The 12,162-nt window shown below is 67.9% G+C and carries 14 protein-coding genes; 8 read left to right on the top strand and 6 right to left on the bottom strand.

What is annotated here, in order from left to right; translation table 11 throughout:
- Nucleotides 1–402: 402 nt before the first annotated feature.
- The 4 genes from trbF to FCU40_RS21015 all read left to right on the top strand — a co-directional run bounded on the left by trbF (nt 403) and on the right by FCU40_RS21015 (nt 3,898).
- Entirely contained in the window at nt 403–1,086 is a 684-nt protein-coding gene (trbF, locus tag FCU40_RS20995) for a conjugal transfer protein TrbF (RefSeq protein WP_168077605.1), read from the top strand.
- Nucleotides 1,087–1,238: 152 nt separating this feature from the next.
- Nucleotides 1,239–2,072: a P-type conjugative transfer protein TrbG gene (gene trbG / locus FCU40_RS21000; RefSeq protein WP_241693674.1), complete on the top strand. Its 834-nt coding sequence runs from the start codon at nt 1,239–1,241 to the stop codon at nt 2,070–2,072.
- Between the two features lie 203 nt (nt 2,073–2,275).
- Complete coding sequence (locus FCU40_RS21005) at nt 2,276–3,301, top strand: TrbI/VirB10 family protein (protein WP_241693675.1); 1,026 nt, start codon at nt 2,276–2,278, stop codon at nt 3,299–3,301.
- 351 nt (nt 3,302–3,652) lie between these two features.
- The gene (locus FCU40_RS21015; protein ID WP_168077611.1) at nt 3,653–3,898 is read left to right on the top strand and encodes a DUF2274 domain-containing protein; all 246 of its coding nucleotides are present in this window, start codon (nt 3,653–3,655) and stop codon (nt 3,896–3,898) included.
- 5 nt (nt 3,899–3,903) lie between these two features.
- On the opposite strand, the gene FCU40_RS21020 is transcribed toward FCU40_RS21015, so the two are convergent.
- A complete protein-coding gene (locus FCU40_RS21020; protein WP_168077613.1) occupies nt 3,904–4,113 on the bottom strand; it encodes a hypothetical protein in 210 nt (69 codons plus the stop codon).
- A 514-nt stretch (nt 4,114–4,627) separates the two neighbouring features.
- Between FCU40_RS21020 and FCU40_RS21025 the strand changes: the two genes are divergently transcribed.
- Entirely contained in the window at nt 4,628–6,031 is a 1,404-nt protein-coding gene (locus FCU40_RS21025) for a DnaA N-terminal domain-containing protein (RefSeq protein ID WP_168077615.1), read from the top strand.
- Entirely contained in the window at nt 6,028–6,699 is a 672-nt protein-coding gene (locus FCU40_RS21030) for a thermonuclease family protein (protein WP_168077617.1), read from the top strand. The genes FCU40_RS21025 and FCU40_RS21030 overlap by 4 nt, the downstream gene beginning before the upstream one ends.
- Before the next feature lie 9 nt (nt 6,700–6,708).
- Here the strand turns inward: FCU40_RS21030 and FCU40_RS21035 are convergent, their stop codons facing one another.
- From FCU40_RS21035 to FCU40_RS21045, 3 genes are read right to left on the bottom strand one after another with little or no spacing between them, the layout of a single operon-like run.
- Nucleotides 6,709–7,842: an SAVED domain-containing protein gene (locus tag FCU40_RS21035; RefSeq protein ID WP_168077619.1), complete on the bottom strand. Its 1,134-nt coding sequence runs from the start codon at nt 7,840–7,842 to the stop codon at nt 6,709–6,711.
- On the bottom strand, nt 7,842–8,285 hold the full coding sequence (locus FCU40_RS21040; RefSeq protein WP_168077621.1) for a hypothetical protein: 444 nt from the start codon (nt 8,283–8,285) through the stop codon (nt 7,842–7,844). The genes FCU40_RS21035 and FCU40_RS21040 overlap by 1 nt, the downstream gene beginning before the upstream one ends.
- A complete protein-coding gene (locus tag FCU40_RS21045; RefSeq protein ID WP_168077623.1) occupies nt 8,282–9,520 on the bottom strand; it encodes a nucleotidyltransferase in 1,239 nt (412 codons plus the stop codon). Before FCU40_RS21045 ends, FCU40_RS21040 begins: the two co-directional genes overlap by 4 nt.
- Nucleotides 9,521–9,660: 140 nt before the next feature.
- On the opposite strand from FCU40_RS21045, the gene FCU40_RS21050 reads away from it, so the two are divergent.
- The gene (locus FCU40_RS21050; RefSeq protein ID WP_168077625.1) at nt 9,661–10,716 is read left to right on the top strand and encodes an XRE family transcriptional regulator; all 1,056 of its coding nucleotides are present in this window, start codon (nt 9,661–9,663) and stop codon (nt 10,714–10,716) included.
- A 3-nt stretch (nt 10,717–10,719) separates the two neighbouring features.
- On the top strand, nt 10,720–11,211 hold the full coding sequence (locus FCU40_RS21055) for a PIN domain-containing protein (protein WP_168077627.1): 492 nt from the start codon (nt 10,720–10,722) through the stop codon (nt 11,209–11,211).
- On the opposite strand, the gene FCU40_RS21060 is transcribed toward FCU40_RS21055, so the two are convergent.
- Together FCU40_RS21060 and FCU40_RS21065 are read right to left on the bottom strand one after the other, a co-directional pair.
- Nucleotides 11,208–11,663: a hypothetical protein gene (locus tag FCU40_RS21060; RefSeq protein WP_168077629.1), complete on the bottom strand. Its 456-nt coding sequence runs from the start codon at nt 11,661–11,663 to the stop codon at nt 11,208–11,210. The two genes, FCU40_RS21055 and FCU40_RS21060, sit on opposite strands and share 4 nt — an antisense overlap.
- A gap of 156 nt (nt 11,664–11,819) precedes the next feature.
- The coding region (locus tag FCU40_RS21065; protein ID WP_168077631.1) for a Tn3 family transposase at nt 11,820–12,162 on the bottom strand (343 nt) is incomplete at its 5' end.

Raw genomic sequence — 12,162 nt, forward strand, 5'->3', positions numbered from 1 at the left:
GGCGGCCAGGGCCGCGTCTGGCGGTCTCGGTTCAGGTGGCACTAGCCCAGGCGGCGGCGGGTCCGGCGGCGGATCGGGCGGTGGCGGCATGGCCGCCGACTTCGCCAGAGCTCCGGTCTCGACGATGGTCGCTGAAGGTCGAGCAGCCGGCAGCCGCCTCTTCTCCTCCCGCAATCCTACTGAAGGCGAGACGCCCCCTCCCCCACCGCCGGACGCTCCAGCGTCTGGATCCTCGGTTGTGTCGCGAGCCGAGGCGCGCCGTGGCGGCGGGCTCGCAGGCGCCGCCCGCGACAGCGCTGCTGCGGCCACGGCCGGTGGCGAAGCCAGTGGTCCGGGGATCGTCGCCACGCCGACCCGCCGCGATGACGAACCTGAAGAGTGACCCCAGTCGAGAGTGCGCCGATGAACCCCTTCAAACGACCGAATGACCGCTACGGCAGCTCCGCCCCCGTCGAGAGCCCATACCTGCGCGCCTCCCGCGAGTGGGACATGCGCATCGGCTCGGCTGTGGTTCAGGCCAAGAACTGGCGGATGGCGGCGTTTGGGGGCTTGGGGCTCGCGGCCCTGGCGCTGGGCGGTTTTATCTACGAGGCCAACAACACCAACATCGCCACCTACGTCGTGCCCATCGACCGTTATGCGCGGCCGGGCCGTATCGAGCTTGCGGGGCGCACCTACGAGCCGACCACGGCCGAGATCGGCTACTTCCTCGCCGATTGGGTTCGGCGGACGCGCTCGAAGAGCATCGATCCCATCGTCATCCGGGACAACTGGACCGGCGCCTATCACTTCGTGTCTGGGCCGGCGATCGGGCAGCTCAACGCCTTCGCCAAGGCCAATGACCCCTTCGCCAACGCCGGCACCCAGGCGGTCAACGTCGAGATCGTGTCGGTCCTGCCGCGCAGTCCGCACACCTACCAGGTCCAGTGGCGCGAGACGCAGTTCAACGCCGGGACGTCGAGCGCGACGGAAGCTTGGACGGGGCTGTTTACCACCAAGGTCGTGGCGCCGAAGAACGAGGCCGAGCTGAGGGCCAATCCGCTGGGGATCTACATCACCGAGTTTCAATGGAGTCGTGAGCTATGAGCGCCTTGTCCCCCAGACGGCTTTCCTTGGGCGCTGCGGCGGGCCTACTCATTCTATTTGCCGCGTCTGAGAGCCCCTCCGTCGCCCAGACGGCGGCGCCCCGACCGACTTTCCCTGTCGCGGCCCGGCCGACACCGCCGGCGCCTGTCGCCATGGCCCAGGCCGCGACGCCGCCTCGGCCAGCGCCTAGACGCCGCACGGCGCCGCGCACCTATGCGCGGCCGACGGCGCTGACGACCGTACAGTCCGCCAACAGCAGCGCCCGCGACTACCCCAGCGCCGGGGCCTATGTGAATGCGGCCCTCTACTATGATTTTGAGCCTGGACGGCTCTACACCGTCCACACCAGCCCGCGCTTCCTGACGGCAATCTCGCTGCGCCCCGGCGAAAAGCTGATCTCCAAGGCGGCGGGTGACACGGTGCGCTGGGTTCTGGGTGAGACCGTCCAAGGCTCGGGCGCGGCCCAGCAGGTCATCGTGATGGTCAAGCCGATCCGCGGCGGCCTGCGCACCAACATCATCCTGACGACCGACCAGCGGACCTACCTGCTCGACGCGGTCAGCTATGAGGGCGACACCTACACCAGCGTCATCAGCTGGAACTATCCGCAGGAGGAGGCGCGCGAGCGGCAGGCCGCTCAGGCGGCCGAGACCCAGGGGGTGGCGGCCTCGGGCCTGGCGGTGGACTCGCTGCACTTTGGCTATCGCATCAAGGCCAACGGCTTTCGCGCGCCGCGCTGGCAGCCGGTCCGCGTCTTCGATGACGGGCTAAAGACCTACATCCAATTTCCGCGCGACATGGCCACGACCGAGGCCCCGCCGCTGTTCCTGATCGGACCCGACAAGCAGGCCCAGCTCGTCAACTACCGCTACCTCGGCGGCTACTACGTCGTGGACCGACTGCTCGACGTCGCGGAGCTGAGGCTTGGCGAGGGCAAGCAGACCGTCGTGCGGATCACCCGCACCGGCGAAGGGGGGCGCTCGTGACCCATCTTCCGCCCGACCCACCTGTGGGTTCCCAGCCACGCAAAGCGCCCCCGGAGAGCGTCCTGGCCGCGCCACGAAACCCGGTCACGCGCTGGAACCGCAAGTATTTGATCGCCGGGGCGACGGGCCTTGCCGGAATAGTGGCGCTCGGTTTCTATCTCGGCTTCGGCGGTGCGCACGCGCCACAAGCCCGCCCAGAGGCAATGACGGACGCGGCCGACACCGGCCAGGTCCAGACGCCGGCGATCTCCACCAAATACGCGGCGGGCTACGCCGATCCCGCGTTGCAGGCTCAAGCCCTGCCAGGGACGGCGGCCTTGCCGCCGCCTGAAGGCTCGCCGGGTGCATTGGCCGCCGGGACCCCGCCGCCGCCTCCCCCGCCGGCGCAAGTTGATCCTACTGTTCAGGCCGCGCGTGAGCAGGCGCTCGCTGCCCGCACTTCGGGGCCCTTCTTTGGCGGCCCGCCTCCAGTGGCCGCCGCACCGGCGTCCGCCGATCTCGCTGCGCTGGCTCGGCCGATCGCGGCGTCCGCCGGTGGCGCCGGAGAGCCGGCCGCCGCTGAGGTGCAGCCGGCCAATGGCCAGGCCGCCAAGCGCCAGTTCGCGGCCAACGCCCGCACAGACGACTATCTGACCAATCCCCTGCAGCCTGCGCTGAGTCCTTGGGAGGTGAAGGCCGGCAGCATCATCTCGGCCGCCCTTGTGACGGCCATCAATTCCGACCTGCCGGGCCAGGTGATCGCCCAGGTCACCGAGCCGGTCTACGACCACAGGACCGGGCGAACCGTGTTGATCCCGCAGGGCTCACGGCTGATCGGCCAGTACGACAGCCAGATCGCCTACGGCCAGAACCGGGCCCTGATCGCCTGGAACCGGATCATCATGCCCGATGGCCGTTCCATCAACATCGGCTCGATGGCGGGCGCGGATCTATCGGGCGCGGCCGGCTTGCAGGACAAGACCGACGGACACTTCGGCCAGCTGGCGCGGGGGGTGATCCTCTCGACCTTGTTCAGTGTCGGGGCCGCCGCCGCCCAGGACGCCGGCAACAGGAGCTCCGGCGCGCTGGTCATCAACTCGGCCGCCAGCGGGGTTTCCAACTCTACTCAGCAAGTCGGCCAGCAGATCACGGGCCGCGATCTCAATCGCCAGCCCACCCTGCGTGTCCGGGCCGGATGGCCCGTCCGCGTGCTTGTCAGCAAGGACATGATCCTCGCCCCGTATCCGTAAGCGTGAGTGTTTCGATGACCCCATCGGCAGAAAAGCTCGGCCTCTTCCTCCCGGAAGGCCTTCACCAGGACATGCTCGACACCGCCGAGCGCCTGAACACCCGCAAGAATCCCAGGGGCCGTGTTCGGCTGATCTATGAGCGCGCCTTCCGCGAGCTGGTCGAGGCGCTCGATGGTGGCGAGGCGGTGACCTTCCCCGCCGTCCGCGGCGCCAAGGACCGGGTCTCGGTGCGGCTCTCCAAACCGCTGTGCGTGCGGATCCGCCGTCAGACCGACGCCCTCAATCTCAAGCTCACCGACTTCGCCTTCACGGCGATCGACCGCTTCCTGCAGACCACTCAAGGAGACGCCCATGACGCGCCCCGCCAAGACCGCCCTGGCCCTCGGCAAGATCGATCTCGAGGAGAAGACAACCGACCTGCGTTTGAAGCTGAAGGGCAAGCTCGCCGTTGACCTGGCCGACTACCAGCGCGCCTTCGCCCAGGCCAATGAGCAGAGCCTGGAGCTCGAACAGCTCGTCCCTCACATCCTCGCGGCCTTCATCGACGCCGACAAAGGCTTCCAGGCCTGGCGCAAGGCGCAGCCCGCAAGCGCCTGACCGCTTCAGTGTAGGCTGCAGCCGCTCGGCGTTCCGAAACGTCGCGCGAGATCAGCGGCCAGATAGGCCACCTCAGCGTCCAGCACCGCCGGATCCGCATCGGGCCCTGCCGCCCTTGCCACAAGCGCCAGGGCGCGGTCGACCAAGGCGCGTGCTTCTGGATTGCGCCGAAAGCGCAGGCGAAGTTCCAGCAAGTGCGCCAGGGCGTCCGACATGCTCTACCTTGTCGGAGACCTTCGGTCTGCGAGCAAGCGCGCGGCGCCGGCGTTTAGGCTTGTGAGCGGCTAAACCCTAGCTGTGGTGGGACGGGGCGAGCGAACCGCAACCCCTAGAGGCCTGAGTCGTCTTCAGCGGACTCGTTTCTCGAACGGCGTCAACCGCCCGAATCGGCCCTTTTTGGCCAAAAGGGTGCAATTCCAAGCCTTTAGGAATCCTCAGACTCACTGAACGCTGTCGTCGACTGAGTCGCTTGTCGGGTCTTCCGCGCGCGCTCGGTCACCTCAGAGGACTTCATCTTGACCTAGACGAGACCCCTAAACGGCGAGAGCCCCCCGTTGGCGCGGGAGGCTCTCGGAAATCGCAGGCGCCGTGTGGCAGCGGCTTGATTGATCGAGTTGAATCTAGGCGGCGCTTTTTGCGTCGTCAAGGCCTCGAACAGGAGACCTATGGTCTTTTGCCTGCCGGTTTCGCCCCCGTGAAGCGGCCTCGTCCCCGTTAGGAAGGGACGATATGCGAACGGCCTTAGCCGGCGACGATTGGCGACCTGGTTTCGCCAAGCGCGCCCCCAATTTCGACGCGGTCTGCGCCCAAGCCCGCGCCTGGCGCTGGCAGGCGGGCGTCACTGTGGCGCGGATCGCCGCGGCGGTCCTTAAGGGCACGCCCACGCTCACCGTGCAGCAGCGCATGACCCTGCTGCTCTATGTCGAGCATCTCAACCAGGACCGGCTTGAACAGGACGTGGCGACGGTCTGGCCGGGCACGAGCCTGATCGCGGACTATCTGGGCTGCACCGAGAGCAACGCGCGCGCACACCGCAGGGCCCTGGAGGCGGCCGGCTTCATGGTTCGCGACTACACCCGCGCCAACCGGCCGGCCGGGGTCGAGGCCTACGACCTGGCCCCGCTCGTGGCTCGCCTGGATGAATTGGAGGCTGCGGATCTAGCGGTTCGTGAAGCGGCCCAGGCCCGCAGGGCCGCCTATTCCGAAGCTGTCGTCTTCAGTGAAAGAAGCACCGCCCGGGCGCCAGGATTCACTCGCCTAGAACAGTCCCATCAGAACGTCAGTTCTCCTGTACGAGGAAAGGACGCGCCTTCAGCGCGACATCAGTCTGCTAGTCGGCGGCCTTCGTCCGCCGAAACCGGCAACAACAGCAAATCCTCGGACCAACGTCCCGCGAGCCGACAGGACAGCGCCATTTGCTCTCCGGAGGGAGCAAGCGGTTTCTCCAGCGCCTTTTCGGAGGGGTCCGCGCCTGCGGAAATGGTCCGCCAGGAGCTTAGGGCCGCCTTCCAGGTCTCTCCACTCATCGCCGCGCTGGTGGGGCCTGCCGCGGTGGCCGACCCGGCCAACATCACGCCTGCTGACCTCGCGCGGGTGGCCGCCGCCGTCGATGATTTGCTGCCCGAGCGCGAGCGAAACAACGATCAGACCTTCGCCTGGGCCCTGAAGCGCCACGGGGTGCGCGCCATCGCCATGCTGGCGATCGCCATCGAGGATCCCGACGTCCGAAGCCCCTGCAAATACTTCGGCCGCATGGCCTCCTATGAGCCGCGCGGGGCGCCGGACCTGCGCCTGAATTTCGCGCGGGTGCTCAAGGCCAAGGGGGATATTCCGCCGCCGGCGGCTCTGCCGGAACCGGCGGCGCTGATGGCGGCGCCGGGCGCCGACGATCCGATCTGGCAGGCGATCGCCGCGCCGCTCCGGCGGCTGGTTCGCGAGGGGGCCTATGGCAGCTGGTTCGGCCGGGTCGGGTTCCATGGCCTGACAGACGGCGTGCTGCAGCTGTCGACGCCCAGCCAGATCGCGGCCGACCGGATCAAGAGCCAATATCTGGAAGCCGTGCTGCACGCCGCCGAGGTCGCCGAGATCTTCGTCGAGCGGGTGGTGATCACCCTGCGCAAGGATCAGCGATGATCCGGCGGGTTGGGTTGTTGATCCTGGCGGTGGGCATGGCGGCCGCCGCGCCGGCAGAGTTGACCGGGTTCGCGCGGGTCGTTGATGGCGACACCTTTAGCCTCAGCGCCGAGCGGGTCCGCCTCTGGGGCGTCGATGCCCCCGAAGGCCGCCAGGTCTGTCAGGACGCTCAGGGCCGTGGCTATGCCTGCGGCGACGTCGCCCGTGACCAGCTTTCGCGCCTGATCGGAGGCCAAGCCGTGCGCTGCGAGGTGCGCGACCGCGACCCCTACGGGCGGGCGGTCTCTCGGTGTTGGGTCGGCTCGACCGACTTGGGTGCGGCCCTGGTCCGCGCCGGATGGGCCGTCGACTACCGCGCCTTTAGCCGCGGCGCTTATGCGTCCGCCGAGGCTGACGCGCGCCAGACCCGGCGCGGTCTGTGGGCTGGGCGGTTCGAGACGCCTTCGAGCTGGCGGGCGGAAGCTCGCCAGGCCCAGCCGGCGCCGGCCGCCCCGCCGTCGGCGGGCTGTGTGATCAAGGGCAACATCAACGCCAAGGGCCGGAGGATCTTCCACGTCCCCGGCCAGCAGGACTACGCCGCCACGCGCATCGACACGGCCCGCGGTGAGCGTTGGTTTTGCTCAGCCGCTGAAGCGATCGCGGCGGGCTGGTCGGCGGCGGCGCGGTGATCGGACGTTCTAGTCCTTGCCGATCGTGATTGTGGGAATGAAGCCGGCCGCGCGGTTGTTGTCGTAGATCGTCATCGCCAGGTCGGATTTTGGCATCCAGACGCGGCCAAGCTCTACCGCCAGGGATGCGGGCATGGCGGGGAAGACGTTGAGGATGGCGTCTTCGCCATGTTCGGCTTTGATGCGATCGAACAACGTGCGCATCAGGGTCCGAAACGCCGCCTGGTCTTCCGGTCGGCGCAGGATGTCGTTGTGGGGTTGGTCCACCGTCACCGACCAGATGGCGACGTCTGCCCCGAGGAGGCTGGCGATGCGTTCGTCGGTGACCGTCGCACTGATGCTCAGCTTCAGGGCGACCGGCCGGCCACGTCCCGAGGCGGGTTGCGACACGGTGAAGGCGATGGGCGGCTGGTCGGGCTGCCAGGCCCAGGTCGACGGTTCACGGTGACGTTGGCGCACCGTGGCGGGGACGATGTCGCAGAGGAGGCGGCCAAGCTCGATCAGAAGAGGCTGCGGCGCCAGGGCGAAGACGCTCAGGTGGCGCACCTCTTGGCGCTCCACCCGACCCCTGACCTTGGCGTCGAACTGCCGGCGCAGGTTGTCGCGCTGGAACATCCAGTAGGCCGGCTCGTCGTCCTTGTAGGCGCAACCGACCAGCTCGAGGTCGATGGTCTGGCCGCCGGCAGGATGGTGATGCGGTTGCATCGCCGCGAAGATGGCCTTGGTTGAGACCAAGGCTTCGTGCTCGCCGATGTTGGCGCCGAAGCGGATGACATGAGAGGCCCGATCTTCGTCGATCGCGGTCAGCACCTGGATGCGGCTCTCGTGCTCGGCCTTCATGGCCAGGAGCAGGGACTCGGGGTGGCCATCGACATCCACCACGTCGATGAGCTTGTGGTGTTTGGCGCACATCAGCATCAGGTTCTCGAGCGACCGCGCCAGTTGCCGCGAGCGCACGGCGTCGCCGCGCGGGCCCTTGATGCTGTCGCCGACAATGTGGGCGATGAAGCCGAAGGTCGCGTCTTCGCGCCCGGAGATCAGGTCGCCGACTTGGTCTTCATTGCAGCCTCGGTATTGGCAGCGGCCGCCGGCGCGAGCCCAAAGGGCCGATTGCGTTTTCTGAGGGATCGTCGTCTTGGCCATCAGGTGGGCTCCACATGCCGGCCGGTCCCGGTCCATTCGCCGGTGGCGCGCCAGCCCTCGTAGGCGACCAGCCAGTCGGTGATCCAAGGCACGGTCGTCTCGGCCAGCAGGTCGGCCGGGGACCATTCGCTCGAGTCCGGATCGAGCATGCAGAGCGTCACCTCGCCGTCCGGCCCGTAGTAGACGTGGGGCAGAATGCCCTCGGCGTCCCCGCGACGCGGCCGCAGGGCTGGCGACAAGATCTCGACCCGGGGCTGGACGATGCGCACGTTGTAACGCTCGACCATCAGAGGCGCGCGATAGAAGACCCCGACCTGGTAGGTCTGCAGGAGCGGCCGAACCGCCCCTTGCCACAGCGCCGCCGCCCCTTCGCGGCGGACCAGCTTGAAGGTCGGCCACAGCCGCGCCATCGCCTCGATCTGGGTGTCGATCGACAGGCTCACGAGAAGCGGCGCTCGCCCATGTTGGTGTGGGCCCGGGCCGCGACCGGCGCCAGGCTGGCCAGCGAGCCGATGATCGCAGGCTTCGCCGGGGTGAAGAGGCCGCCCTTGGGTGTATAGCCGTGCTGGCCGGCCTTCACCTGGCGGCCGAGGCGGTCGTTGAACGCCTTGACCGACCGCGTCACCACCCGCTCGCCGAACTGCACCCGCAGCCAGGCCTGGAGGTCTTCCAGCTGCACATTGCCCCGTTGGGCGGCTTCCAGGCCGTTGGCCAGGGTGTGGAGATGCCGCGCGTAGCCTTGTTGCTGGGTCTGGTTTTCAGGCCAGCGATCGGTGAACAGCTCGGCGGAGAACTCCGGGTTCGGGACCGACAGCAGGCGGCCTTGGCGGGCCGCCTCGTCGATCGCCCGCGCCGTCCAGCGCGCCTGGCGGATGACCATGTCGGCCAGACCCATGCCCGGCTGGGCCGCATGGCCCGCGTGGCAGGACAGAACGATCGAGGGCGGCACGCGGCCGGTCTCGTCGGCATAGGCGATGTTGCGATGACGCTTGAGCAGCTGCAGGGCCACCGTCGTCACGCTCTTGATGATCAGGGGCGTCTGGTCGGGCACGTCGTGGACGTCGGCGTCGGCGAAGGCGATGCCGGCCTGCGCGTAGAGCCGCTCGTTCAGGGCCTTGGCGAACCGCTCTTCGGTCGGGGTGCGCGCGGTGTACCAGTCGCCGAAGGCGTAGGCGTTCATCGGCACATAGTGGCCGGGCGCGGCGCCGGCCCCCTTCTTGGCGTGGGCGATCACGCCCTCCTTCTCCTTGTAGGCCGTGCGGCGCGCCGGGGTGACGTCGAGGTGCATGCCGTCGGCGTAGTAGAGGGTGACACACCGGGTCTGGCGCACGATCTTGCCGACCGGATAGCCGGCGAGTGCTGCTTCGAGGTCGTCGAGCAGGGCCTCGGGTCCGTCGTCGCGGCCGGTGATCTCGGCGACGATGTCGATGTCGTATTCGTCGTCGGTGCCGCGGGTGGAGATGGTGGCGTCGATCCGCATCGACCCTTGCGGATAGAAGCAGGCCACCCGACCGTGCAACGGGCTGCCGGGCCGTTCGATGTAGGTGCGGACGGCCTCGTAACGGTCGACGGCCTTGGCGTGCAGGCCAGGCGGAAGTTGGAGGTTGATGGCCATCTCGGCCAGGACGGCGTCCAGCGGATCGGCGAAGGGATCTTTCGAAGGCGGCGGCCAGGCCATGGCTTCCTCGGTTTACAAAATGGGGCGAAACAGGGTTATTTCGCCTGGGACATGGGGACCCCTCGAACCAAATCAAGGGGTATTGGTTTACAAAAATGCGCCTAGATGCGAGTTTTGTAAACCGGCGTGAGGAGCGGGCGATGATTGGACGCAGACTGAAGGTGGCGCGGGCCTCCGCAGGCCTGTCGCTGCGCGAGCTTGCGGCGCGGATGGAGGGGGTGGTGTCGCCCCAGGCCATCGGCAAATACGAGCGCAACGAGGACATGCCCGGTTCGCGCGCCCTGATGGCGCTGGCCTCGGCGCTGGGTGTCAGCGAGGGCTACCTTCTCAGCGACGAGGAGCTGGTCCTGGAAGGCGTCGACTTCCGCAAGAAGACGTCGGCCAAGGAAGAAGCGACGGTCGAGGCGCTGACGATCCAGATGCTGGAGCGCTACCTGGCGATTGAAGACCTGTTGCAGTTGAAGAGCGTCGACTGGGAGCAACCGCGCAGCGCCCCCTACCCCGTCAGCGACATCCGCGACGCCGAGGATGCGGCGCGCTCGGTGCGTGAGGAATGGGGCCTGGGCCACGATCCGATCCCCAAGCTGGCGGAACTGCTCGAGGAGCGCGGCATCAAGGTGCTGTCCCTCGACCTCGATGACATCGACGGCCTCGCCGCGCGTGTGCGCCGCCACGGCCGTGACGCCGCCCGGGTGGTCGTGGTGCGCCGAAACATCTGGGCGGAGCGCAAGCGCTTCACGCTCGCCCATGAGCTTGGCCACATGGTCATGGCGCCGGCTGTCAGCGTTGATGAGGAAAAGGCGGCGCACCGCTTCGCCGGGGCCTTCCTCATGCCGGCCGATGTGGTGCGCGCCGAGGTCGGCGCCCATCGCTCATCGATCAGCATCGGCGAGCTGGTGGCGCTGAAGCGGCGCTTTGGGGTCAGCGTTCAGGCCATCGCCTTCCGCTGCAAGGATCTCGGCATCATCGACGCCAAGGCCTTCTCCGACCTCTATCGTGAGTTCAAGCGACGTGGCTGGCGCGATCCGCCGTTCGAGGAACCAGCGGTCATGCTCGCCGAGGAGGAAGAGCCCAAGCGCTTCGAGCGGCTGTGCCTGCGGGCCCTGGCCGAGAACGTGATCGGTGAGAGCCGTGCGGCCGAGATGCTGGGCATCTCGATGCGCGACCTCGACGCGCGCCTGGGCCAGGCGGCGTGATCCATGACGGTCCTCGTCTCGGACACCTCGGTCATCATCGACCTGGAACGAGGCGAGCTGCTGGAGTCGGTCTTCCAGCTGGCGGTCGATTTCGCCGTGCCGGACCTCCTCTTCCATCGCGAGCTGGCCGGCTCCTTGGGGGACCGGCTTCTGGCGCTTGGCCTGCGGGTTGAGGAATTGTCGCCCGGCGAGGTGCAGGGCGCGACCGTGCTTCGCCGCGCCGACGCTACCCTGTCCTTGCCCGACACCTTCGCCTTCGCCCTGGCTCAGGGGCGGCGGTGGACGCTGCTGACAGGTGATGCGGGCCTTCGGCGCACCGCCGAAGCCCATGCCCTCGACGTCCACGGCACGCTCTGGGTTCTGGATCAGCTGGAAGCGCAGAGGGCCTGCAGCCTCGAGGTGCTGGCGGCGGGCCTGGTCAAGGCCTCGGGGCATCCCCGGTGTCGTCTGCCGAAGGCCGAGGTGACGGCCCGGCTGAACCTATACCGTCGTTAGCCGAGGCGCGCGCGGCGCAGGGCGTCAGCCCGTCGTTTGACCCCGATCTTGGGGTCGAGGGCCAAGGCGGCGTCAAAGTCCGCCAGGGCGGCGTCCGCGGCGCCGGCCTGATCGTGACACTGGCCGCGAAGTTTGAACGCCAGGGCGCGCAAGCGCGGGTCGTCCGAAGCTTTGGCCAGAGCGACGGTGAGGCCTTGGATCCAGGAGGCCCGCTCGGACGGCTCGGGGGACTCGCCCGCCTGCGTCATCAGGCGCTGGATGAGATAGACGTCGCCCCTGGCCAGGCCGGCGGCGATCCAGCGGGGTCGGTCGATGAAGCGGCCGTCGAGGTCGTAGGCATACTGAGCGCCCTCGTAACTGAGGCAGATCGTCTGGTGATCTGCGGGAAAGACATAGTCGCGGGCCCAGCCGGATTCGGGGGCGACGCTCGCGCGTTCGACGCCGGCCTCCAAGTCGAAGATCGTCAGCTTGTTGCCGTCCTCGCCGTCGGCGTTGCCGGTCTGGCAGGCGGCGAGCCGGCCATCCGGAGACAGGCCGCTGTTGAAGAGGGGCTCACCTCAGGGTTTGTTCGCTAAAGTGCGCTAAGAAGAACGTTACATGAACGAGGTTCAAGCTGCTCTGAACAGGCGATCACGTGGATCATGAAGCGGCCGTTCTCCGACTGCGGCGGCGGGGGCGGCATCGCGCCAGAGATAGTCGCCGGTGAGGCCGATGTGCTGCCAACTCATCGATGACAGATGGGCGATCAGACGGTCTGGCGCGTCCTGGCCGTTGGTGCGGAGATGATCCACGGCACGCTGCATATATAATGTGTTCCAGAGCGCGATGGCGGCGATGACCAGGTTGAGGCCTGACGCCCGGTGCTGTTGGTTCTGCAAGGTGCGATCAGCGATCCGGCCTTGCTTGTGCACGAACACGGCTTGGGCCAGGGCGTGACGGGCTTCGCCCTTG

This window comes from Caulobacter sp. SSI4214, from assembly GCF_012184455.1.
Lineage (GTDB): Bacteria > Pseudomonadota > Alphaproteobacteria > Caulobacterales > Caulobacteraceae > Caulobacter > Caulobacter vibrioides_E.